At 60.7% G+C, this 22,456-nt stretch carries 24 protein-coding genes and 1 pseudogene; 10 read left to right on the forward strand and 15 right to left on the reverse strand.

The annotated features are described in order from the left end of the window. Nucleotides 1-86 precede the first annotated feature (86 nt). The 8 genes from BUE09_RS16280 to BUE09_RS20420 form a co-directional block, all read right to left on the reverse strand. Nucleotides 87-515 carry a 3-isopropylmalate dehydratase gene (locus BUE09_RS16280; protein WP_073302402.1) on the reverse strand — a complete coding sequence of 143 codons (429 nt, stop codon included), beginning with the start codon at nt 513-515 and terminating at the stop codon, nt 87-89. A 79-nt stretch (nt 516-594) separates the two neighbouring features. Then, nucleotides 595-1,785 carry a hypothetical protein gene (locus tag BUE09_RS16285; RefSeq protein WP_073302404.1) on the reverse strand — a complete coding sequence of 397 codons (1,191 nt, stop codon included), beginning with the start codon at nt 1,783-1,785 and terminating at the stop codon, nt 595-597. A gap of 10 nt (nt 1,786-1,795) precedes the next feature. Then, the gene (locus BUE09_RS16290) at nt 1,796-3,208 is read right to left on the reverse strand and encodes a DUF6844 domain-containing protein (RefSeq protein ID WP_073302406.1); all 1,413 of its coding nucleotides are present in this window, start codon (nt 3,206-3,208) and stop codon (nt 1,796-1,798) included. 10 nt (nt 3,209-3,218) lie between these two features. Then, on the reverse strand, nt 3,219-3,842 hold the full coding sequence (gene lpoB / locus BUE09_RS16295) for a penicillin-binding protein activator LpoB (RefSeq protein ID WP_073302408.1): 624 nt from the start codon (nt 3,840-3,842) through the stop codon (nt 3,219-3,221). Then, complete coding sequence (locus BUE09_RS16300) at nt 3,839-4,255, reverse strand: DUF1425 domain-containing protein (RefSeq protein WP_073302410.1); 417 nt, start codon at nt 4,253-4,255, stop codon at nt 3,839-3,841. The genes lpoB and BUE09_RS16300 overlap by 4 nt, the downstream gene beginning before the upstream one ends. A gap of 10 nt (nt 4,256-4,265) precedes the next feature. Further along, a complete protein-coding gene (locus BUE09_RS16305; protein ID WP_073302412.1) occupies nt 4,266-5,705 on the reverse strand; it encodes a COG3014 family protein in 1,440 nt (479 codons plus the stop codon). Nucleotides 5,706-6,166: 461 nt separating this feature from the next. After that, nucleotides 6,167-6,388 (reverse strand): hypothetical protein, encoded by a 222-nt coding sequence (locus tag BUE09_RS16310; RefSeq protein ID WP_073302414.1) that lies wholly within the window; start codon nt 6,386-6,388, stop codon nt 6,167-6,169. Nucleotides 6,389-6,505: 117 nt separating this feature from the next. Beyond that, nucleotides 6,506-6,658 (reverse strand): hypothetical protein, encoded by a 153-nt coding sequence (locus BUE09_RS20420; RefSeq protein ID WP_167369792.1) that lies wholly within the window; start codon nt 6,656-6,658, stop codon nt 6,506-6,508. A 202-nt stretch (nt 6,659-6,860) separates the two neighbouring features. Between BUE09_RS20420 and BUE09_RS16315 the strand changes: the two genes are divergently transcribed. Continuing rightward, nucleotides 6,861-7,253 (forward strand): hypothetical protein, encoded by a 393-nt coding sequence (locus tag BUE09_RS16315; RefSeq protein WP_073302416.1) that lies wholly within the window; start codon nt 6,861-6,863, stop codon nt 7,251-7,253. Nucleotides 7,254-7,403: 150 nt separating this feature from the next. Next, on the forward strand, nt 7,404-8,669 hold the full coding sequence (locus BUE09_RS16320) for a DUF445 domain-containing protein (RefSeq protein ID WP_073302418.1): 1,266 nt from the start codon (nt 7,404-7,406) through the stop codon (nt 8,667-8,669). 60 nt (nt 8,670-8,729) lie between these two features. Here BUE09_RS16320 and BUE09_RS16325 read toward each other — a convergent pair whose 3' ends face one another. The 4 genes from BUE09_RS16325 to BUE09_RS16340 all read right to left on the reverse strand — a co-directional run bounded on the left by BUE09_RS16325 (nt 8,730) and on the right by BUE09_RS16340 (nt 11,723). Continuing rightward, nucleotides 8,730-9,389: an ABC transporter ATP-binding protein gene (locus BUE09_RS16325; protein ID WP_073302420.1), complete on the reverse strand. Its 660-nt coding sequence runs from the start codon at nt 9,387-9,389 to the stop codon at nt 8,730-8,732. Continuing rightward, nucleotides 9,382-10,143: an ABC transporter permease gene (locus BUE09_RS16330; protein WP_073302422.1), complete on the reverse strand. Its 762-nt coding sequence runs from the start codon at nt 10,141-10,143 to the stop codon at nt 9,382-9,384. Before BUE09_RS16330 ends, BUE09_RS16325 begins: the two co-directional genes overlap by 8 nt. Then, nucleotides 10,140-11,150 (reverse strand): ABC transporter substrate-binding protein, encoded by a 1,011-nt coding sequence (locus tag BUE09_RS16335; protein ID WP_073302424.1) that lies wholly within the window; start codon nt 11,148-11,150, stop codon nt 10,140-10,142. The genes BUE09_RS16330 and BUE09_RS16335 overlap by 4 nt, the downstream gene beginning before the upstream one ends. A 114-nt stretch (nt 11,151-11,264) precedes the next feature. Then, nucleotides 11,265-11,723, reverse strand: a complete 459-nt coding sequence (locus BUE09_RS16340) for an HIT family protein (protein WP_073302426.1) — start codon at nt 11,721-11,723, stop codon at nt 11,265-11,267. Between the two features lie 399 nt (nt 11,724-12,122). Between BUE09_RS16340 and ccoN the strand changes: the two genes are divergently transcribed. From ccoN to BUE09_RS16365, 5 genes are all read left to right on the forward strand, one after another. Beyond that, a complete protein-coding gene (ccoN, locus tag BUE09_RS16345) occupies nt 12,123-13,571 on the forward strand; it encodes a cytochrome-c oxidase, cbb3-type subunit I (RefSeq protein WP_073302428.1) in 1,449 nt (482 codons plus the stop codon). Between the two features lie 3 nt (nt 13,572-13,574). After that, nucleotides 13,575-13,790, forward strand: a complete 216-nt coding sequence (locus tag BUE09_RS16350) for a hypothetical protein (protein ID WP_073302430.1) — start codon at nt 13,575-13,577, stop codon at nt 13,788-13,790. A gap of 281 nt (nt 13,791-14,071) precedes the next feature. After that, on the forward strand, nt 14,072-14,776 hold the full coding sequence (locus BUE09_RS16355) for a glutathione S-transferase N-terminal domain-containing protein (RefSeq protein WP_073302432.1): 705 nt from the start codon (nt 14,072-14,074) through the stop codon (nt 14,774-14,776). A 293-nt stretch (nt 14,777-15,069) separates the two neighbouring features. Beyond that, nucleotides 15,070-15,489, forward strand: coding sequence for a YciI family protein (locus BUE09_RS16360; protein WP_073302434.1), 420 nt, complete (start codon nt 15,070-15,072; stop codon nt 15,487-15,489). Between the two features lie 19 nt (nt 15,490-15,508). Beyond that, entirely contained in the window at nt 15,509-15,934 is a 426-nt protein-coding gene (locus BUE09_RS16365) for a VOC family protein (RefSeq protein ID WP_073302436.1), read from the forward strand. A 115-nt stretch (nt 15,935-16,049) separates the two neighbouring features. Here BUE09_RS16365 and BUE09_RS16370 read toward each other — a convergent pair. After that, nucleotides 16,050-16,783: pseudogene (locus BUE09_RS16370) on the reverse strand (Mut7-C RNAse domain-containing protein). Between the two features lie 77 nt (nt 16,784-16,860). Further along, entirely contained in the window at nt 16,861-17,643 is a 783-nt protein-coding gene (locus BUE09_RS16375) for a sulfite exporter TauE/SafE family protein (RefSeq protein WP_073302438.1), read from the reverse strand. 204 nt (nt 17,644-17,847) lie between these two features. Between BUE09_RS16375 and BUE09_RS16380 the strand changes: the two genes are divergently transcribed. After that, on the forward strand, nt 17,848-18,858 hold the full coding sequence (locus BUE09_RS16380; protein ID WP_073302440.1) for a ribonuclease Z: 1,011 nt from the start codon (nt 17,848-17,850) through the stop codon (nt 18,856-18,858). 162 nt (nt 18,859-19,020) lie between these two features. After that, nucleotides 19,021-21,096, forward strand: a complete 2,076-nt coding sequence (locus BUE09_RS16385; RefSeq protein ID WP_073302662.1) for a TonB-dependent receptor — start codon at nt 19,021-19,023, stop codon at nt 21,094-21,096. Between the two features lie 168 nt (nt 21,097-21,264). Here BUE09_RS16385 and BUE09_RS16390 read toward each other — a convergent pair whose 3' ends face one another. Beyond that, nucleotides 21,265-21,609, reverse strand: coding sequence for a hypothetical protein (locus BUE09_RS16390; RefSeq protein WP_417801219.1), 345 nt, complete (start codon nt 21,607-21,609; stop codon nt 21,265-21,267). Between the two features lie 37 nt (nt 21,610-21,646). On the opposite strand from BUE09_RS16390, the gene BUE09_RS16395 reads away from it, so the two are divergent. Next, entirely contained in the window at nt 21,647-22,213 is a 567-nt protein-coding gene (locus BUE09_RS16395; RefSeq protein ID WP_231975536.1) for a 2-hydroxychromene-2-carboxylate isomerase, read from the forward strand. The last annotated feature ends 243 nt before the right edge of the window (nt 22,214-22,456 follow it).

Below are 22,456 nucleotides of genomic sequence, written 5' to 3' on the forward strand. Positions count from 1 at the left end.
GCCATAGCGGGGTCCAAGATGTTTCGGCGTCCATACGGCCGGAACCACGGCGAAATCGCCCTGAGGTTTAAGCGCGGCGTGCACCTTTACTGGATGTCGACCTGCTGGATATCGAAGCCGATGCGGTTATCGCTGCTGATGCGGAACTGCAGCTTTTCACCCGGCTCGACCCGCGCCGCTCTCTCGCGTAGCAGATCGCCCTTGCCGCACAGGGTGTCGTCCTCAGGATCCGATTCGATGCTGACGATGCGCATCCCGGCCGGCACCTGCAAGCGCACCTGCTCGCCGACATGAATACGTGCCGCCAGCCTGCGATCAACCATCACCGCCACGTAGCACCCGCCGCCGCGAATGCCGAAATCACGGGTCACTACCAGCTCGCCACCATTGGCTACAGGCGTCTGGTAACCACGCAGACGCTCCTCGGGCACCGGCGTGATGTCCTCCGGGTCCGCCTGCCAGGACGAGCAACCGGCCAAGGCGATCAGAGGAATGAGTGCCACGAGTAAACGCATGCGAGCCTTCCTTACAGTGTGGGAATCGTTGGGCAACAATGCTGGCCACATGCAACACGGCCAGCATTTGCTCCGCTAACTACCGTCGCACTATAGCTCCGGTTTCGATCAGGTCACCTTCACCACCGATGATCTTGGCGTAGGTCGTTTTTGCATTGACCCGCACTACCTGCACATCAGCGACCTTTTCTTCGAGCTGGCCAAGAGACTCGTTGGTATAGGGATCGAACATCTCTTCACCAAGAAAGTAGACGCTTAGCTTGTCACCCACCTTAAGCGTCTTACCGCCTTGGTTCAGCACCACCGTTTTGCCGTTCTTGGCTACAACCCGCATCGGGTAGATGTTCGATAACGCGCTGCTCACTAATTGCTCGGCCAGCTCCGCCGTCATGCCCGCTTGTGACGAGCCGTACTTGCTGAGCAAGCCACGGACCCCGGAATCGCTGAAGTTGAGGGTTATCGAGTCAGACCACTTGACCTGACGGGTAGCCGCCAGAATGATTTTGTAATCAAGCTGAGCACTGCCGCTGTAGGTCGTGATCGTTTCGCCGGTCAATTGCAGTGTCTTAACGTTGCGGCTGCTACGCATGCCACGGATGTTGCCTACCACAAGGTAGTCGGCACCCAACACATTGCCCGCCTTCGCCTGCTCGGCAATTGCCGCATCGCCGCCCACCCAGATCGCCTTTTCCTGCTGGAATTCCGCTCCGAACTCCCGATCCAGCACATTCAGCCGTCGCGACTGGGTAAAGAGATCGAGAACCCGATTGCGCAGCTCCGATTCGACCTTCGCTGCGGGAGTGTTGTCGCCCAGCAGCGAAAATGTCTTGCGATCGACGTGGAACGGCATCACCGCCAGGCTGCGACGGCTGTCGGCTGACAGTCCCGGCTTTTCATACTTGATCACATGCAAAGTGATGTCGGCCCGGTAGCTGCCATCGGTTTCCTGCGCCACGTCGTGCACGTCATAGCGCGACACCACGCCACCCGTTTTCAGCTGCAGGTCGCCCTGACGAGCGACTTCAAAGCTGCTGGTGTGTGTTGCTTCGTCATTGACGCTGACACTTTGTCGTCCAGAGATGGATTGCATGACCTCCTGGCTCTCGATGGTCACGCCAGTCGCCTGCCGCAGCCCCTGAACCAGCGCATCGGCAATCGCCAGCGTGCGGTTGGCGCCGTAGCCGGTGGCATCGACGGCCTGCTCAGCCGCCAACACCGGCCCAACCAGCAGCACGAGCATGAGTCCCAACGCTTTCATTAACACAGGCATGGGATCTTCCTCAGAAATCGTCAGCTGACATCAAGTTGCGGCTTTGGCTCGTGCCGGCCTGACCGTCACCGCGGCGCTGCGTAGCTTGCGTATTGCTCGAGGTCCGCGCGGGTTTGAAATCGCGTAACCCTCGAGCATTTTGCTCGGCGAGCGGATGCCAGACGTACACCACGCCGTTGATCTCGTGTCCATAAAGCGGGTGATTGGCGCTCCAGCGGAACAGTTCGCGGGTGCCCGGCAGGTTCGAAATGCTGCCGCGCGCGGCAATCTGCCGATCCATCGTGCTGACGAACTGCAGCGTCTGTTCCTCGGACTCAGTGACGTTCTGCCCCTCGGCTGTCGCTACGCCAGTGGTTTCACGCACCATCTTCTTGCTTTCGGTCTGTTCAGTGCTGCCGGTCGCATTGAATAGATAGGCAAAGTTCGCGTAACTCGCCGACTTGGCGCTGGCATAGGAAAGCTCACGGTTGTCCGCTCGCTGTTGAAAGTCGTCGCCACGATAGGGGTTACTCGACTGGCCGAACGATACGAGCACCGGATAGCCCTGCTCGTCGTACATGCGTCGAATGCCAAACTCGTCGATCAATGCCGTCTTATCGGCGCGCAAGAGTTGCAGCAAGGGCTGCTGGCTGGCCTTGGTCGGGTCAGCAGCGATGTCGCCCTTGCTCTGGGCGATGTCATAGACAAACTGACGAAATTTGCTGGATGCGACGATGGCTACCGCTACGGCATGATCGCCATTTTCGTTGTAGGCCTCGAAGGTCTTCACCGGAATGACGCCGGTCAGGCTCTGGCGAGCCCGCGTCACGGTGCTCTCGGAAACAGAGCGTTCGAACATCTTGGCGCGCTTTTCCACCGGTGCGGCGCGGAATTCCTGCGGGTCGATGCCCATTTCCTGCAACTCACCGTCGAGCTTGCCTCCGACCACTGCAACCGCCTTGTCGAACAGCTCGCCGAGCTTGCCGTTTGCTCGCAGATCGGACTCGCTGAATGAGGGCATCTGCGATTTGTCGTCGAACAAGCGGCTGAGGCTCTCAGCGCGGACGCTGACGCCTAAAAATTCCACATACTTGGCTTGTGCCTTGAGCAGGGCGTCCTTGTAAGCCATGACGCGGGCGTTCCCCCAGTCGCGGCTGTCGGGACCTACCATCACCGAGCTGCTGGCGGTTGCGTAGAACATGCCGGGGCGATCACGGAAGGCCTGCCCCAGCGCCGAGGCTTCGAAGTCTTCAATCAATGTTTCGATTTTCAGGCCCGGATCACTGACGTCAGGCTTCGCAGCAGCGGCAATGCTAGCGGCTGCTGTGTCCAGCTCCTGTTCGGAGATAACCGCCGCGACCGCAACCGGTTCCTGCGCATGCAGCGCGGGCACAGCGCCGGCGATGACCAACGCGACCAGTGTTTTGCCAATCAACTTTTTCATGTCGGTGTCCTTACCAAGAGGTGCCCTTGGCACTGCCAAGCTTGCTGATCTGTTCCTCGCCTTCCCACACGGCGAGGCCGTTCTGCAGGTCGCTTAGGGTCATCTGGAAGTAATACTCGACCAGTTCCTTGTTGCCATCGACGCGGTTGTTGCGCTGCAGGATCTTGCCGGACAGGCTCATGTTTGGAGCCGCCAGTTTTTGTTTGACCAGGGTCGAGCGATCCACCTTGCGTGACTGGCTGAGCTCAGAAAAAGCAGTGTTCATCTGATCTTCCGCACCATTCAGGCCGATGGCGGTAGTGACCATAACCTTGCCACTGCGCAGCAGCTCAACGCGGATTTTCTTTACCAGCTGATCGGTGTCGATGCGCTGCATCGTGTCGTTCAGCACGCTCGACACGACCATGATGTGTTTCTTGCCGTCATTGCGCTCGACCGCGCCGGATTCCAGCATCGATTGCGTTGCGGCCGCAGCGGCTTGCTCGAAATCCGCAGCACTAAGGCCCAGCGTTATCGGGCGGTCGACTGAAGACGACGAGAGCAGCTGTGTCTGGGGTGCGCAGCCTACGGTTAGGCCCAATAGCGCAGCCATCCCGGCAACTCGAAAGAGGGCGGAGGCGGACTGAATCTTCATGGATAACTTCCTGATGTATGAGGTTTGACGTTGGCAGGTGTGTTGATATCGAACAGGTGGATGCGGTAGTTCGTCGCTTTCGGAGACGGCGCGATGCGGTCGAGTGAATGGCTAACCTGCGGTCGAAGCTCAAGCCGCTCCCAACGCCCGGCCAGACCTCGAAGCTCGAAACCAGAGGCATCGAGCCACTCAAAGCGAAAGCGCAGCGTCTGCCGCACATTGCTGATGCTGTGCAGGCGTACCCCGGCGCGCAGCAAGTCGCCGGAAGCCGTCCCCTCCTGCACACCTTCGATTTGCAGATAGCTGCTGGCCCGTGGCCCGATGACCAGATGCGGGTGCTCGGTATCCAGCGTTTTGGTCTGGCAGCCGGAAACGATCAGCACCGCGACCAGTAGCAGAGCGCGAATAATCATGGTTCAGGCCTCAGGGCTTGTAGCTGGCGATCTGGTAAACCGGTTGCGTACCCGGTGCCGCCGCCTTGACGTAGACGATGGAGAACTGTGCGTCCGGCAATTCGATTTGCAGCGGCGTCAGGAGCCCAGGTCCATTGATGGTGAGTTTGCGATCATCCGGGCGGCGCACACGTGCCACCTGCACTTCCTTCGGAAGCGCGCTCCAGATACGCGTATCGGCGCGAGTGGTAACCGCCTGATAGATGCCGGCAGCCAAGGCGCCAGCAAGTCCGCCTTCCTTACGCGCCTGATACTGAATGACGCCCTTGGTCAGCGTACTGATGACGGCTTCGGTAACCTTCAGCGGGAACTCGCGCTTGAATTCGGTTTGCACGACGCGATCGAGGCTGGCCAGCTGCTCGGTCTTGCCTAGCGAACGCTTGCCGGAAAAAAGCTCGAGGTGATCGTAGGCCTGTTCACGCAATTTCAGCTTCGGCAATGCCAGCTGCGAGTACTCGACCTTGTTGTTAACCACAAACAGCGGAATCGGTATCAGCAGCTCTTCTACCTGAGGCCCCAAGCCGTTCTCGAAGATGACCCACACCGCAGGGTTCAGCTTCTGCTTGCGCCATTTGCCGCGTATCAAGTTGTCGACGACCTTGAGGTCAGTCTTGATCGCAGGGTTGGTGGGATTCATTCCTGCAACCCGACGCAGCGAATCCCGCGCCTTGCCCAGATCATCCTTGTCCGTGCCGCCGAGCATGAAGTACAGCCCGTGCAGGTAGTCCGTATAGGGGTTTACGAAGTCGGGGTAGACCTGCCAGTCGGCAAGTTCGGGATAAGCGTCATACACCGTTTTTTCGGCCTGATCGCGATCAGGCTGAGGCATGCCGGCAGTCGTCGACGACGCTTGCTCGTCCTTCGCTTTCGCCTGCTTTTGCTTCAGTTCCTCAATCTTGCTGCGGAAATGCTCTTCCGCACGGCGCTGACGGTCCGCGGCACGGTTGAACTCGATGCGCGCATTCTGTGCGTCGCTGAGAAAGATGTTGTTCAGCGCTTTGTAGGTATTGATCATCACCCCGTCATACACAGCCGGCGAATACCTGTTGAGGTTATTGTTCACCAGCGTAGAGGTAAGTTTCTCGAACCCTTTGCGCGCTAGGTGCTCGGTATCCTCTTCCTTGGCCAGGTTCTCCGCTGCATCAAAGACCTGATTGCTCAGCGCAAATTGGCCGCTGGCCGTAAGAGCCGTGCCAGCCTGTAGCGACCAGAGCAGTTCAGGTTTCTGGGTAGTTGAGAGACCGCCGGCATTGGAAAGCGCTGCGTCAGCGGCAGCTTGATAGGCTCCGGAGACGTAGAGTTCGTTGAAGTCCGCCGCTTTCTGGGTGGGTGCGAGTGTCTGACAACCACTGGCCAAGGCGAAGCAGCCTGCTAGCACCAGCAATCGAGACGGGAAAGTTCTGCTGTTCATGTCTTCTGGTCCTTGATCCATAAGGTCCGAGTGACACCAGGCGGGCAAATACAGCCCTGCCAAACCGGCATCCCTCAGGCCGCCAGAACAGCGATACGAACAGGAACAATGTGCAGAGATGCACTATAAGAAGCGAAGACAGGGGACAAACAAAAAGCGTTAGAGCCATCCATGAATTCAACGACGCACGGGGCAGTCATTCAACTGCCCCGATCATTCCTTTGACGGCGTTATGTGTACCAAGCGTTGAGCATTCCGGTACAACAACAGCCCGCTGCCCTGATGGCACTTTGATACTGACCTGACTGACGGCCTCTGTCCAGTCAAAAAAACCTGTACCGGTTGCTTGACGCTTGGGTATCGGGTTCACATTTTGGACGCAACCCTATCCTCCACTCAACGAAACTTGACGCGTCGCGCGCGCCGCATCAAACGCATCGGGGTCCGTCATGCGACGGCGGCTAACGGGTCGACACCGGATGGCTGCTGCCGGGATAGGGCCGCTCTTCTTCCAACGTCCCGTTACGATCGTAGACCTCGACCGATGCGGTCTTGCCTTCCATCAAGCTGTCCAGGCCGGTGAACATTTCGTCTTTGGTGAGGGTCCGCAATACCGTTTCCTGAGACTGCTGATCGGTCAGCTCCCAGCCCATCGGGGTTGGATTCACGTGGTATTTGTCCATGCTGTGCTCCTTCTATGAAATGCGCTCGGCCCGCTTTCTTGGCGTGGCCGGCAATCGATTGCACCGCTTGACTTACCGACTCCCATACAGCGGGCGCGATAGACGAGCGTTAACGGGCTAGCCCCGATCGTCGTCACCGCCTTCGATTTCGCTATCGTCGAAGTCAGGGTCTTCGCCGGCTTCCTTCTCGCCAGCGTCGGTCATGGTGATGTCCGGCAGATCCTCGGCCGGCTCGTTCTGCTCACGCTGAGTCTGGTCGCTCTGGTTCATGGCTACCTCGTTGCATGGTTTCGAAGGGTCTAACCCATTGGAGCAACAGTCGGCCGACAGCGTTCGCCGGGCCCGGCACCGGTGGTCCGGTCACTCATCGGCAGGCCAAAAGAATCCGTCGCCCTTTCCAACTTGCGATTGCAGCGACCCCAGTACTCCACCACACTGCCGACAATCCAACCTTTGACCGGAGCTGCCTGCCATGCCTGCCACCCAAACCCCTTCACGCGACAGCATCCTGGCCAACCCGGATGCACTGAGCTGCACCATCTACCGCGCTCACGAAACGGACCCGGACGGTGAAGAGCGTGACATGGGCGACGCCCGGGTCATCATCACCGGGCAGTTCGAACCGCCGCAGGAGTGGGACGCCAAGGCGCGCACCGATTACTTCGACGGCATGCCCGAAGACGCCTTCTTCACTGCCGTTTTTGCCAGTGAACACGGCTCCGACTCCAAGGGCTATTTCACCGTCGATGCGGACGACTACGCGGCCGTGACTGAACAGGACGGCACCATCTCGATGTTCTATGTCTGCGAGCGCCTGGATGACGACACCTACGTCCTTTTGCGTGAGGAAGACGACGAAGAATAAGCGGCGCAGACTGCTCCGGATTAAACGCATCAAACCGGCCACTCGAACCCACCACCGTTCAACCGGGTCTGTGCTGTATGGGCAGACCTGTCGGCCATCCGGCTGACTGCACCTTCGCGTCACCCTTCCGCCGCTACCAAGAGGAATCGCATGAGCCCTCTGCAACGCCTCTGGCAATCTCCGGTTTCACGCATGAAGCTGGTTGCCGGCCTCCTGCTGCTGGTCGCCGCCTTGCTCTACATCATCGCGACCGCCCTGGAGCCGCGCCATCCGGCCTGGGGCTACCTTGCCTCATCCGCCGAAGCGGCTATGGTCGGCGCCATTGCCGACTGGTTCGCCGTCACCGCGCTGTTCCGCCATCCGCTCGGCCTGCCGATTCCGCATACGGCGATCATCCCGCGCAGCAAGGCGCGCATCGGGCAGAACCTATCGACTTTCATCACTACGCATTTTCTGTCCACACCACTGGTGCTGGCGAAACTGGACGCGCTGGATATCGGTGGACGCCTCGCCAACTGGCTGCGCCAACCGGCTAACGCCGAAGCGGTCGGCCGCCAGCTCACCGGCATGGCGCGGTTCGGCGTCGAATCTCTGCATGACGAGCGAGTGCAGGCCTTCGTTCAGGCCAAGCTGATCAACCGCGCACGCAAGGTCGACCTCGCACCGGTTTGCGGGCAGGTGCTGGAAATGCTCACCCGCCAGGGCAAGCATCAGGCGATGCTCGATGAAGCGCTGACCAAAATCGATGCTCTGCTGCAGGACGACGAAACCCGCGCGCTGGTGGCCGATGCCATCACGGCCGAGGTACGCACCCTGCGCTATCTGGGCCTGGGCAAGGCGGTCGGCGGCTGGTCGGCGAACAAGTTCGTCGATGGCGTATCGGCGGTAATCGCCGAGGTCGCGGGCGATCCCGAACACCCACTGCGCGAGCGTTTCGACGAGCATGTCGGTGAATATATTGACCGGCTCAAGCATGACCCGGCCTATCGACTGGAAGTCGAGCGCATCGTTGCGCAGTTGCTGGAGCATCCGGCTACCACCGTCTATATCCAGACGCTGTGGCACGAGCTGACCGACTGGCTGCAGGCCGATCTGGACCGTTCGGACTCGCGCATCGGCAAACGGATCGTCAAGCTGACCCAGGGCCTCGGCGACTCGCTGGCCGCCGATACCGCAATGCGCACCTGGATCAACGAAAAACTGATGGCGTCCGCGCCCGCGATGCTCGAGCGCTATCGCGGACAGATCGGCAAGTACATCGCCCAGCGCGTGGAAAACTGGGAAAGCCGCGAACTGGTCGAGCAGATGGAACAGAGCGTCGGCAAGGATCTGCAATACATCCGCATCAACGGCACCCTGGTCGGTGGTCTGGTCGGGTTGGTGCTGCACACGCTGACCCAGCTGGCCGTTGGGTAGCAGTCGACGAGGCAGAACCGATGTATCGCTCGGCGTGAACTTGATGAACGCCGCAGCCTGCTAGACGCCGAGCAAGCGCAGCTCTGCACTGATACGGCTCGCACTGGCGCCACCGGTCAGGGGCCGATCCCAGCGCAAGGTGGCAGGCCGGCCACTCATGTACCACAGGCGGTTGGCCAGTTGGTCGGCATCACGGGCGTCGTGGGTTACACAGATCATTGCCATCTGCGGCTGCGCATCCAGTAGCTGGACGATGAGCCCGCGCAGTTCGTCGGCACGATCCGGGTCCAGCGAGGCGAAGGGCTCATCGAGCAACAGCAGGTCCGGCTTGATCGCCAGGCTCCGCGCCAGCGCCGCGCGACGGGCCATGCCCAGCGACAGCTGATCGGGCAGACGGTGCCCGGCATCACACAGCCCCACCTCATTCAACAAACGATCGATATCGCCAGAAGATGCGCCGACCAGCGCCAGGTTCTGCCGCACCGTGCGCCAGGGCAACAGGCGGTGCTCCTGAAACAGGTAGCCGACACGCACACCGGCACGCGGCCGAGCCATAGAACTGAGACGCGGATCGAGCCCGGCGATGGCGTTGAGCAGCGTGGTCTTGCCAACGCCGGACGGTCCCAGCAGGCAGATGCGATCACCCGCCCGCACCTGCACGTCGATTGCACCCAGCACCGGATGGCCTGTCGCCGCACCGTCGATCCGCAGCTCAAGCATGCGCTATTCCCGCCTCGCGCCAGGATGATGCGCGCCGTTCCAGCGGTTGCAGCGCAACCAGTTCGATCAGTTGCACCACCGCGATGAAGGCCAGGCTGTAGGCCAGGATGCTCGATACATCGAACACCTGAAAGGCCATGTGCAGCTGGAAGCCGACACCGTCGGAACGCCCGAGCAGCTCAACGACCAGAACGATCTTCCAGATCAGCGCCAGGCCGCCGCGGGTCGCCGCCATCAGATAGGGAAACAGCTGCGGCAGCCAGACGTTGGCCACCCGCTGCCAACGGTTGAAACCGTAGACCTGCGCCATCTGTTCCAGCTTGGGATCGAGGCTGCGCGCGCCTTCACGCACGGTCACCGCTACATTCGGCACCTTATTGATCACCACCGCCAGCACCGCTGCCGCTTCCACCAGACCGAACCAGACATAGAGCAGGATGATGGTGACCAGTGCGGGGAGATTGAGAAACAGCACCAGCAGCGGATCGAGCACTGCGTTGGCAAACCGCGAGCGGCCCATCCACACGCCCAGCAGCGCACCCAATGCCATCGCCAGGACAAAACTGATCAGCACTCGACGCAGGGTAATCAGCAGGTGATGGGGCAGCTCGCCGCTCTGCGTGGCCAGCCAGAAGGTTTGCAGGACACTCGCTGGAGACGGCAGCAGCGGCGTACTGACGATCAACGCGACAACTGCCCAGAGCGCAACCACCAGCGGCAGCGCGATCCAGCAGGCCCAGCGCGAACCCTTCATGGTTCGCTCTGGAACAGCGCGGCCGGCATCAGCTTCGCCGGCCTGGCACCGGTCAGCTCTAACAGCCGGTGCAGCGCGGTTATGCGCGCCTCGCCCAGAGGTTGCGGGATGCCTTCGACGAAGCTGTCGCGCAGCGCGGCGAATACCGCCTCATCATCGGCGCGCATCAACGGACGAATCGCCTGCCAGTGGTCCGGTTCGGCAGCCAACTGATCCTTGGTCTGGCGCAAGGCACTGGCGAAGCCCCGCAGCAGGGCGCCGTGCTCGCTGGCCCAGGAATCGGCAAACAGATAGCCGAGCACCGGCAGATCGGAATCGAGATCCAGTGTGCTGACCAGATCGGCCAGTCTGAAGGCTGTGCGCACGCCGCCTTCGCCGCGCATGCGTGCGGAAAAATGCCAGAAGGTCAACAGTGCATCCACCTGACCGCGACGCAGCGCCTGGCTCAGCAACGGCGGCGCGGCGTACTGCACCGTCGCTTCGCGCGCCAGGTCGACGCCTTGCCCTGTCGCTACCTGTTGCAACAGCTGCCAGCCGAGCCCGTCCGGCCCACCCGCCACACCGATGCGCTTGCCGCGCAAGTCGGCCAAGGTGCGAATGTCACTGCCGTCGTTCACCAATAGTTCGCCGATCTGCGAAGAAAATGCGACGTAGCGAAAGGGCGTTCCGGCCTCGTAACGCGCCTGCGCCCAGAGCAGATCGCTGACCGCGCCGTCGACACTGCCGCTGCTCAGTGCTAGCCGCGACGCTGGCAGATCGGCCACCAACCGCACCTTCAATTCGAAACCGTTGCTCTTGTCGAGATGGTGGCGCTTGAGATGGTCGAGTTCCCAGTGCGAGGTGCCAAACTGCAACACGCTGAGGGTCAGCACTGGCAGGGGTTGCGCAGCACTTTGCGCCAGCGCGAAAAGCGGCAGCACGGCGATTAGAACCGCCGCAACGCAGCGACGCGCCACACCAAGGGTGCGGGCATGCAGGCAGGTGTGGAACCACGAAGTAGGCGTCATGCCTGCAGGGTACGAAGCCTCCGGGGCGCCACGAATAGTACTTTGGTGCCCCTTCGCTGCTGCGATGGTCGCGGCTGCGATACCCGTAGTCGCGACCGCGGCGCAGTCCGTGAATCAGAGGTCCGGCTGAGCGGTTTTCTGTGCCAGCCGCTGCACCAGCCGGGCCTGCAGCTTTTCCAGCTCCGCCGGCTCGGCCTTGCCCGCCGCATGAATTGCCAAGCCTTCGCCGGCGTAACGCGGCACGATATGCACGTGGATGTGAAATACCGTCTGCCCTGCCGGCGCGCCGTTGAACTGCGCGACCTGCACGCCATCGGGCTGCAACTCATCGACGATCACTTGACTGAGCGTTTGCACCACCGCCATCACTTTGCACAACGCCTCGGTATCTACATCGAGGATGTTGCAGGCCGCCGACCGTTTGGGAATCACCAGAGCATGCCCGAAGGACTGCGGGAACAGATCGAGAAAGGCGAGCACATCGTCATCCTCGTAGAGCTTGTAACAAGGCGCATCGCCCCGAATGATCTGGGCAAAGATGTTATTTGGATCGTAGGGAGTGATCAGAGACACCGGCGTCGCTCCGTGGCGGACAGGGCTCTAAACCATAGCGGGAACGACGACGGCAGCCAATAAGGCAATCCGCTTGCCGGGCCGGTGTTCAGAGCCAGACCGTTCGCCAGCGAGCACACGCGGACCTCCGCTCGCGAATGGCTGGCAAGACAGCGCGTTGCTTTGGTGCCATAGGGTTCAGCCAAGCGCGACTGCACCTGTCGCACCTCTACAAATGCAAAATTATTGCACTTAATCCGCATTATTATTCTTTTGCATACACAATCGTCGAGTATCAGACTGTATGCACTCCTCCCGCAACTCTGCAGTCTCGTAATAAAAGCCCCCGAAAGAGGTGGCTCGCGAAGACATGCATGCGGACAGCGGAATATCCCCCCTTGCGTGCAACTGGAATTATTCATGTCCAACCTGATTGCCGCCGGCTCGGCCGGCGAAACCTACAACTACGGCATCGTTCGTCGGTTTACCCTGATGACCCTGGCATGGGGCATTCTCGGCATGGGCCTGGGCGTGTTCATCGCCGCTCAACTGGTCTGGCCGCAGCTTAATTTCGATCTGCCCTGGACCAGCTTCGGGCGTATCAGGCCGTTGCACACCAATCTGGTGATCTTCGCCTTCGGCGGTAACGCATTGTTCGCCACATCCCTGTATGTCGTACAGCGAACCAGCCGGGTACGGCTGATCTCGGACGTGGTGGCCAGCTTTGTGTTCTGGGGCTGGCAGGCGGTGATTGTTGCCATGCTGATCACTTACCCGCTGGGCTACACCACCTCCAAGGAATACGCGGAGATGGAGTGGCCGATCGCATTGCTGGTCACTTTCGTATGGATTGCTTACATATGGCTGTTCTTCGGCACCATTGCCAAGCGCAGGGTCAGCCATATCTATGTCGGTAACTGGTTTTACGGGGCGTTCATCATCGTCACGGCGATGGTGCACATCGTCAACCACATGCTGGTACCCGTCTCGCTGTTCAAGTCGTACCCGATCTATTCGGGCGCGACCGACGCCATGGTGCAGTGGTGGTACGGTCACAGTGTGGTCGGCTTCATCCTTTCGGTGGGCTTCCTGGGGATGATGTATTACTTCGTGCCCAAACAGGCAGAACGGCCGATCTACTCCTACCGCCTGTCGATCGTGCATTTCTGGGCAATCATCAGCCTGTACATCTGGGCCGGCCCACATCATCTGCACTACACCGCGCTGCCTGAGTGGGCGCAGAGCCTGGGCATGGTGATGTCGATCATCCTCCTTGCGCCAAGCTGGGGCGGCATGATCAACGGCATGATGACCCTTTCTGGCGCCTGGCATAAATTGCGCACCGACCCGATCCTGCGCTTCCTCGTCGTCTCGCTGGCGTTCTACGGCATGTCGACGTTCGAGGGCCCGATGATGGCGATCAAGACCGTCAACGCGCTGTCCCACTACACCGATTGGACCATCGGCCACGTCCATGCTGGCGCCCTCGGCTGGGTGGCGATGATCAGCATCGGCACGCTGTACCACATGATTCCCAAGCTCTGGGGCCGCGAGCAGATGCACAGCGTCGGTCTGATCAACGCGCATTTCTGGCTGAGCACCATCGGAACCGTGCTCTATATTGCCTCGATGTGGGTCAACGGCATCACCCAGGGCCTGATGTGGCGGGCGATCAACGAAGACGGCACGCTCACCTATTCCTTCGTCGAAGCACTGGAAGCCAGCCATCCGGGCTATCTGGTACGTCTCGCAGGCGGTGGCCTTTTCGCCTTTGGCATGCTGCTGATGGCATACAACACCTGGTGCACCGTGCGTGCTGGCACACGTAACGTGCAGGCTTCGATTTCCGATCTGGCCGCAGCGAGGTAACCCATGACACTGCTGATTGTCCTCACCACGATCACCCTGGTCTGCGCCGCACTCAGCCTTGGAAACCTGTCCAGTCAAGACGCTGAGCAGGCCTCACTGCTGCCATTCGCCGACGATCCCGAGGCCGCCCGACAGATGACCACCGAAACCGGCCTGGTCTGCGAAACAGTGGTGCGGCCTGCCGAGGAGCCTGATCCCCCTTATACCTGGAAGGCTTGAACGCCTCGTACAGAGGCGGGCATGCGCTTTGGCACCGCTGTCGGTAACGCCTATATGTCGGACTGCGAGACGCCAGCGGTGCTGAAAACCAGGTGTCGAAGTGACACGGATCACGCCGCCGAAGTAGAGGTGCGGCATCCCAGGGACGCTTCCTCATTAGGCTCTGCACAAGTGCTCTCTGGCCAGCGCGTGACGGTATCGAAGCGCGGCTAGCGAAATGACCGCGTCACGCCGCACCCGCTATCCTCACCTTCCGATGTCTGTTTTGCGGAGAGAGCACCATGCACGATCTGTCCACCTTCCCCATCACCCAGAAATGGCCCGCCAGCTACCCGGATCGCCTGCAGCTGTACTCGCTAACCACGCCCAACGGGGTGAAGGCGTCGATCATGCTGGAGGAAACCGGTCTGCCCTACGAGGCGCACCTGGTCAGTTTCGAGAGCAACGACCAGCTCTCGGAAGAATTTCTCTCGCTGAACCCGAACAACAAGATCCCGGCGATCCTCGATCCCAACGGGCCGGACGGTGAGCCGCTGGCGCTGTTCGAGTCGGGGGCGATTCTGCTGTACCTGGCGGACAAGACCGGTCAGTTCATGCCCGAGGACGCCGCAGCCCGCTACGAGACGATTCAGTGGCTGATGTTCCAAATGGGCGGTATCGGGCCGATGTTCGGCCAACTGGGCTTCTTCAATATATTCGCCGGCAAGAATTACGAGGACAAGCGCCCGCTTGAGCGCTACGTCGCCGAAAGCCAGCGCCTGCTCGGCGTACTGGACAAGCGACTGGAGGGCCGCGAGTGGCTCATGGGCGGGCGCTACAGCATCGCCGATATCGCCACTTTCCCGTGGGTGCGCAATCTGGTGGGTTTCTACGAAGCGCGCGAACTGGTGGAGTTCGAACGGTTCGTCAACGTCCAGCGGGTGCTGGATGCCTTCGTCGCACGGCCTGCTGTGGCCAAGGGACTGAATATTCCGTCACGCGACTGAGCGTAGGTATGGGAGCGCTGCTCACCCAGCGCTTCACCCTAGAAAAAGTGCGCAAGCACATCCAGCGCCACAGAGTTCGCAGTCGGCTTTCCGAAGTCGTGACGATCGAGCGTCTCGGCTCGCAACTACAGATAGCTGATCACCCAAAGGCCCTCCGGCGAGGCTCGTCGACTAATAAAAAGTCGCACCCCGTTGTCGATTCTCGCCTCGCCCGCTCGACCAATGTCAGAGCCGGCGGAAATTCCTGCAGATCCGTCTAGGCTGACTCTCCCATTCGATGAAGGAGCCAGGCGATGCGATTCATGGTGATGATCAAGGCCAACCGGGACACCGAAGCGGGCGTGATGCCCAGCGAGGACGTGCTCGCGGCCATGGGCCACTACAACGAAGAACTCGTGAATGCGGGCGTCATGCTCGGCGGTGAAGGCTTACACCCGAGCATTCGTGGGGCACGCGTGCGCTTCAGTGAGGGACGAACAACGGTGGTGGACGGCCCCTTTGTCGAAACCCGCGAGCTGATCGCTGGCTATTGGATATCGCAGACCGGATCGCTGCAAGAAACCATCGACTGGGTGAAGCGTTGTCCAGCATCTGCCACCGGCAATTCGGAAATCGAGATTCGTCAGATCTTCGAACCCGACGACTTCGGCACTGAATTCACACCCGAGTTGCGCGAACAGGAAGAACGTTTGCGCGCGCAGATTACCCAATAACCCGAATAGGAGAGATCACATGAAAATCACCCCCTACCTCACCTTCGATGGCCAGGCGCGTGACGCCTTTACGCTTTACCAGAAGGTACTGGGCGGCACGCTGGAAATGATGACCTTCGCCCAGGCGCCGGAAGGCGAACGGTTTCCTGCCGAGCACCGTGAGCGAATCATGCACGTCTGCCTGAGCCTGGGCGACTACCAGCTGATGGCGTCCGACACCATGCCCGGGGATGCGGCCTGTGGCGGCGGTCCGTATGAGGGCATCAAGGGCTGTTCGATATCCCTGCATCCAAAAAGCGTTGCCGAGAGCGAGCGCGTGTTCAACGGGCTGGCCGAAGGTGGGCAGGTCGTGATGCCGCTGGAGAAAACCTTCTGGGCGGAGCGTTTCGGCATGTTCGTCGATCGCTTCGGCGTCTCTTGGATGGTTAACTGCGAGCAGGCCTAGCTACAGCTATCGCCTAAGCGCCACCACCGATGCGAAGACGCCTGACTCCGCCTTGAGCCAAGCGTCTCGCTGACTTCGGAATGATGGAGCTCGAGCGCGACGCATGCCGTCGCGTTCAATCGGCCGTCAGTGAGCCCAGCAAGGCGCGCATGTCCTGCCAGTGCGAACCCTCCCAGAAGACCCTGCCGCAGCAATCGCAGCCCACGAATCGCTCGTGGCGTTCCAGCACGCGCGGCGGCACTCGGTCGCGCGCAGCCTGCTTGTCGATTTCGGAGAGTGGCCGGTTGCAACGCATGCACAGGCTGAAGGGCCGCGCATGGGCGGCCAGTTCCAGTCGCTCATACAACTCACGCAGCTGGTCCGCTGGCTTGAGCGCATGCACATAGCAGCCATGCGTAACCACCCGGTGCATCAGCAACGCACGGTCACGGGTCAGCAGTACGCGGCCCTCTCGGTTAGCCAGATCTGTCATGGCCGCGTCTTCGTAATGGTTGTCGAAGAGCGTATCGAAGCCGGCCATGCGCAGCAGCCGGGCGAGACCGCCCAGATGAGCGTCAGCGACGAAGCGCGGCGGGCCGCTCGGGAGCGGCTGCATGGGTGCCAGTCCGCTGATATCGATGCGTTCGAATTTCGGGTAGACGGCTATTCGATCACCGTCATTGATGGCCCAGTCGAGCCCGACCGGGGTGCCGTTGGCCAGTACCAGTGCTACCTCGGTATGCGGCACGCCAAGGGCTTCGATCATGTGCTTGGTCGTCGCGGCCTGCGCGCACGAGCAGATGAACGCCTGTCCCCGACTGGAAGGAAGGCATTGAGCCTGGCATAAAAGCGGAAGGTGGCGGTCGTCATGCATGTTCGGCAACGCCAGCCGCGATGATGTTCATACCGGAACGCGCGGTGCGTCGCGCCTCCGAAAAAGGCTACGGTCAGATCAGCTTATAGCCGATGGTCGCCAACATCACCGCCATGCAGGGCCGCAAAACGGAATCCGGAACACGGCCGGACAGGTTGCTGCCCAAGTAAATGCCCGGCAACGAGCCCATCAGCAGATAGGCCAGAATGGTCCAGTCCATGTTGCCCATGCCCGCGTGGCCGAGGCCGGCAACAAGTGTCAGCGGAACGGCGTGGGCGATTTCCGTTCCTACCAGGCGACGGGTGGTCAGCAAAGGGTAGAGGAAGAACAAGGCGACTGTGCCCAGCGCACCGGCACCGATTGAGGTCAGCGTCACCATCGCCCCGAGAACCAGGCCGACCACAACGGTCAACGCATTCAGGCCACGCGGTGACAAGCGCGGCGTTGGTCCGGACAGGCGAGCTGCGAATGCCAGCAGACGCTTCTTGAACAGCACTGCCAATGCGGTGAACACCAGGACGATGCCCAGCGATTGCTTGATGACCGCGTTGAGCGCGTCCTGATCGCCATGCAAGCCCTTCAGCACCCAGAGCATCAGCGCCGCCGCCGGCAGGCTTCCCAACGATAGCCAACCAGTAATGCGCCAGTCGATGTTGCGATTCTTCTGGTGGACCCAGACACCGCCTGCTTTGGTGATCGCCGCATAGAGCAGATCGGTGCCGACAGCCGCAGCCGGGCTGACGCCGAACCACAGCAGGATCGGCGTCATCAACGATCCGCCACCGACGCCCGTCATGCCGACGACGAAGCCGACCAGCAAGCCGGCAATCACAAAGCCAAGAACACCAAACTCCATCATTCAATCCCAAAGTGGGCCGGTCAGGCCGTGACGATGGCGGCCAGCATAAAGGTATTGTTTAGCGATTCTTAATATAAGTTTGTGCTTTCTTAGTAGCTGAAAAGCATAAGCAAGCAGACGACGGCGGCTCAGACGCCTGTGAACTTATCCGCGGCGATCGGACTTGCCATACTGACGTCACGAAAACCAAGGAGCCAACGCGTGGACCTACTATTTCTCGGCACCTCTTCCGGCGCTCCGACCCGGGCGCGCAACGTCAGCGGTCTGGGTTTGCTTGAGGACAGCGGAAAGGGTTGGTACCTGATCGACTGCGGCGAAGCCACCCAGCACCAGCTGCTGCGTACGCCACTGACGCTGCACGGTCTGCGAGCGATCTTCATTACCCACGTTCACGGCGACCACTGCTACGGATTACCCGGCCTGCTCGCCAGTGCCGGCATGGCAGGTCGTCAGGAGCCGCTGGATATCATCGCGCCGACGGCGATTGAAGGGTGGGTCCGCGCGACGCTCGAGATGAGCCAAAGCTGGCTGCCCTATGAATTGAATTTTCACCCCACTGAATCCCTCAAGGAATGGCACAGCCGCCTGCTGCGCGTCGAAGCCACTCGCCTTTCCCACCGCGTCCCAAGCTGGGCTTATACCTTCACCGAAACCCGCCCCGACCCGCGCTTGAATGTCGAGAAGCTCGACCACGATGGCGTACCCCGTGGACCTCTCTGGGGCGAGCTGATGCGCGGCCACAACGTCGAGCACGCAGGCCGTTTCCTGCGCAGCGAGGACTATCTACTGTTTACCCGTTCACCGCAGCGCATTGTCATCGGCGGCGATAACGATTGCCCCGAGCTGCTGCGCGACGCCTGCCAGAATGCGCAACTGTTGGTGCACGAAGCGACTTACACCCAAGCTGTCGCGGATGCTGGCAAGGCCAATTTCGGCCACAGCACCGCCGCCACGGTCGCCGCGTTCGCGGAATCGATTCAGATGCCGAATCTCGTACTGATGCACTTCAGCGCCCGCTACCAGAGCGCACCCAACCGAGGTCAGTCGATTGAGGATATTCGAGCAGAGGCGGGCCAACACTACAGCGGGCAACTCATACTGGCCGAGGACCTGATGCGGCTCAGGTTGAACAAGACGGGACAGGTGGAGCGAGTGGAACGCCACGTCCGATACGACGCGCGAGCCTCGAAGACAAACCAGCCAGACGGCTGATCACGTCTACGGAGCTAAAACCGGCTCACTCCCACCAATCGATAATAATAATTCTTATCATTTACAGTTAGCTTACATAACTCTATTGTCCATCTCCCTTTTTCGACTGGAGACGACATCGTGGCAACAACCGCAACCCGTCTAGTTCCACTTCTAACCGCTCTGGCAGCTCCCGCCGTTTACGCTCAGCCCGCGACACCGTTTGAGCTTCCGGCGACCGCGGTAACCAGCACCCGCGAGGAGGCAAGTTACAAACCGGCGGAGAGCAAGACCGCGCTGAAGATAGACGCGCCACTGCGCGACGTACCGCAATCGATCAACGTAGTGCCCCAAAGCGTGCTCCGTGATCAGGGCGCCGATTCGCTGGAGGACGCGTTGAAGAATGTCCCGGGCATCGGCTTGAGTAACGGCGACGGGCAGCGTGATCAGGTCACCATTCGCGGCTTCAACGCGATTGGCGACCAGTACATCGATGGCATCCGGGATGACGCGCTGTACTACCGGGACATGTCGAACATCGAGCGCGTGGAGGTGATAAAGGGGCCAGCGGCGGTGCTCTATGGTCGCGGTTCTTCAGGCGGCCTGATCAACAGCGTGACCAAAAAGCCGACATTTGCGCCAGAGCAGGAAGTGGGCGTCAGCTTCGACAGCGAAGGAAAGCGCCGCACCCAATTTGATGCTGGCTGGGCCGATCAGGAGCATAAAGACAAAGCCTTTCGCGTGACGGGGGCGCTGGAAGACAGCGAAACCTTCCGAGAAGACGGGTTTCTCGAGCGCAAGGCCATCGCACCGTCTGCCTACTTCCGGCTCTCGGATGATCTGGAAATCAATCTGGGTGCGTCGTATCTGTACGATGAGCGTCTGATCGACTTTGGGATTCCGTCTATCAACGGCCGCCCTGTCGATGTCGACCGCGACAAACGCTTCGGTTCTGCCGACGCGGATCAGGATTACACTCGTAGCGAAATGTTCTCGCTCACGGCGGGCATCGATTACCGCATCAACGACGTCTTTACCCTGAGCAATACCAGCCGCTACTACCATTACGATCTGGACCGCAACAACACGCTGGCGCACACCGATGCCAACCGTTTCGTCACCGCGCCCGACGGCACATTGCTGGTCAAGCTCAAGCGCGGCAATGTTCAGCGCAAAGAGGATGGCTGGTTCAACCAGACCGAGCTCAAGCAGAACGCGGTAATTGCCGGCATGAATCATCAATTGCTCTATGGCGTGGAGTTCGGCCGCCAGGAGAAGGACCAACAGTTCTATAACCAGGACGATGTCGCGCGGGTGCCGGTCTACGGCGATACCCTGCAGCCGGTGCCGTTCCAGGCCAACCGGAAGACCGGCGATGGGCTCAATACCCAGGAAACTACAGGTCTCTACATCCAGGATCTAATCGAACTGTCGCCACACTGGAAGGCCTTGCTAGGCGTGCGTTACGACGAATTCGACCAGGCCTACCGGGATGATCTCAAGGACAAGGCGGAACTGGAGCGCACCGATTACACGCTCAGCCCGCGCGCCGGTCTTGTCTGGCAGCCGGATGACAAGCAGTCCTACTACCTCTCGGTCAGCCAGTCCTATCAGCCTTCCGGTGAAATGTTTCAGGTCAGCGCGGCCAGCGCCGAACTGGAGCCGGAGGAAACCACCAACTATGAGATCGGCGCCAAATGGAACCTGCTGCAGGACCGGCTCACCCTGACCGCCGCGGTGTTCCGCCTGGAGCGCACCCAGATCAAGACGACCGACCCGGTCAATCCAGCCAAGCTGGTGCTGGCTGGCGAGCAGCGCACCGATGGTTTCGAGACCACCTTCATGGGGCAGGTCTCGGACAACTGGCAGCTGTATGGCGGCTACGCCTTTCTGGATGCGGAGATCACCAAGTCGAACAGCAAGACCAACGGTGTCGAAAACGAAGGGCAGGTGCCGACGCTGACACCGCGTCACAGCGCCAATCTGTGGGCGGTGCGCTCACTGACGCCTGAATGGCGCGTCGGCATGGGCGCCAACTACGTCGGCAGCCGATACACGTCGCTGGATAACGACACCGAGATGCCAGGCTATACCAAGGTCGATGCAGCGCTGTTCTATCAGCAACCGAAGTGGGATGGGGCACTGCGCCTGTTCAACGTCTTCGACAAGGAGTACTACGCTTCGGCCCACGGCTCGGTCGACCTGATCACCTCCGGCGCGCCGCGGACACTTGAGCTAAGCGCCAACTACCGGTTCTAATTAGAAACCGGCAAGCACAACGAAAGATACGAGGCGCTTACAAGAGCGCTTCGTCGTTCTGACTTGCCCGCCCACAGCGTCGTTGCGTGCCCATTATTCATAGCGATTGCTCGGTTGCGGTAACTCCCGTTGCTCCGAGGGGGATCAGCGGATCGACGCTCCGCTCTGCTATTTCTGGGATAGCTGTTCGCCCGGCGCCAACGCCGAATGGAGCATAGCCCTGCTCGCCGCGAGCACGTTGCGCTGCGTATCTTCGCTCACCAACATACGTGCCACCACCAACGCCCCGACACACTGTGCAATCAGCGCCCAGGCCAAATCGTTGTCGCCGAGCGCCTGAGCCCAGGCACCCTGAAGCGCGCAAAGCCAATGCTCGGCTTCCTCCCGCACTTGAGGGGCGGCGCGAGCAATCTCAGCGCCCAGCGCAGGAATCGCACAGCCAGCTTCCGGGTTATGCAGATGAGCCAAACTCAGATAGCTGTCGAGGCAGCGTTCCAGCCGGTCCGCCGTCAAGCAGCCGTCCTGCGCCAGAATCGGGCTTTGCGACAACGTGGGCAGCCCGGCCAGTTACCTCGGCTGGACTCAGCTGCCAGGGCTGTGCGAGCGCAACGGCGCCGAGTTGCTGTACCGGCCCATGCTGCTGGGCGGCGTATTTCAGGCCACCGGAAATGCCTCGCCGGTCAGCGTGCCGGCCAAGGGGCGTTACATGCTCTCGGACCTGCAGCGTTATGCCAGGCGCTATGGCGTACCGTTCACGTTCAACCCGCATTTCCCGATCAATACGCTCGGCCTGATGCGCGGCGCCGTCGCCTATCAGCTGCAGCAGCCGGAAAGCTTCCCACGCTACCTGACAGCGATCTATCGCGCGCTCTGGGCCGAACAGCGCAATCTGGGCGATGAGGCCGTGCTTGCCGCCACGCTGGAAGCGGCAGGGTTCGATGCCCGGCAGTACCGCACGATGATTGCAGAGGACGACGTCAAGGCCGCGCTCAAAGCCAACACTGAAGAAGCCGTGCGCCGCGGCGTATTTGGCGCACCGACGTTCTTTATCGGCGACGAGATGTTCTTTGGACAGGACCGGTTGGAATTCGTCGACGAGGCGCTGAAAGGCGCCTGATGTTCGTCCGCCGCACACGAAGGGCGGCTGCTCCGGCAGGTGAATCCATCGTGCGGAGCAGCCGGCTCGTGTGAAAGATCGTCGCGCCCTGGCACCGAAAGAACCTGTCGAAACCGCCCGGCTCTCCAATAGCTCCAGAAATCGAAGTGGGTCTACGCTTTGCAGAACGATGCGGGCAGTCCGAATGGGCTGGCTGCCTGCGTTGCCAAAGCCTTTACCCAGCCCTGTTTCGGGAGAGCCAGG

Source organism: Stutzerimonas xanthomarina DSM 18231 (genome assembly GCF_900129835.1).
GTDB classification, from domain to species: Bacteria; Pseudomonadota; Gammaproteobacteria; order Pseudomonadales; family Pseudomonadaceae; genus Stutzerimonas; species Stutzerimonas xanthomarina.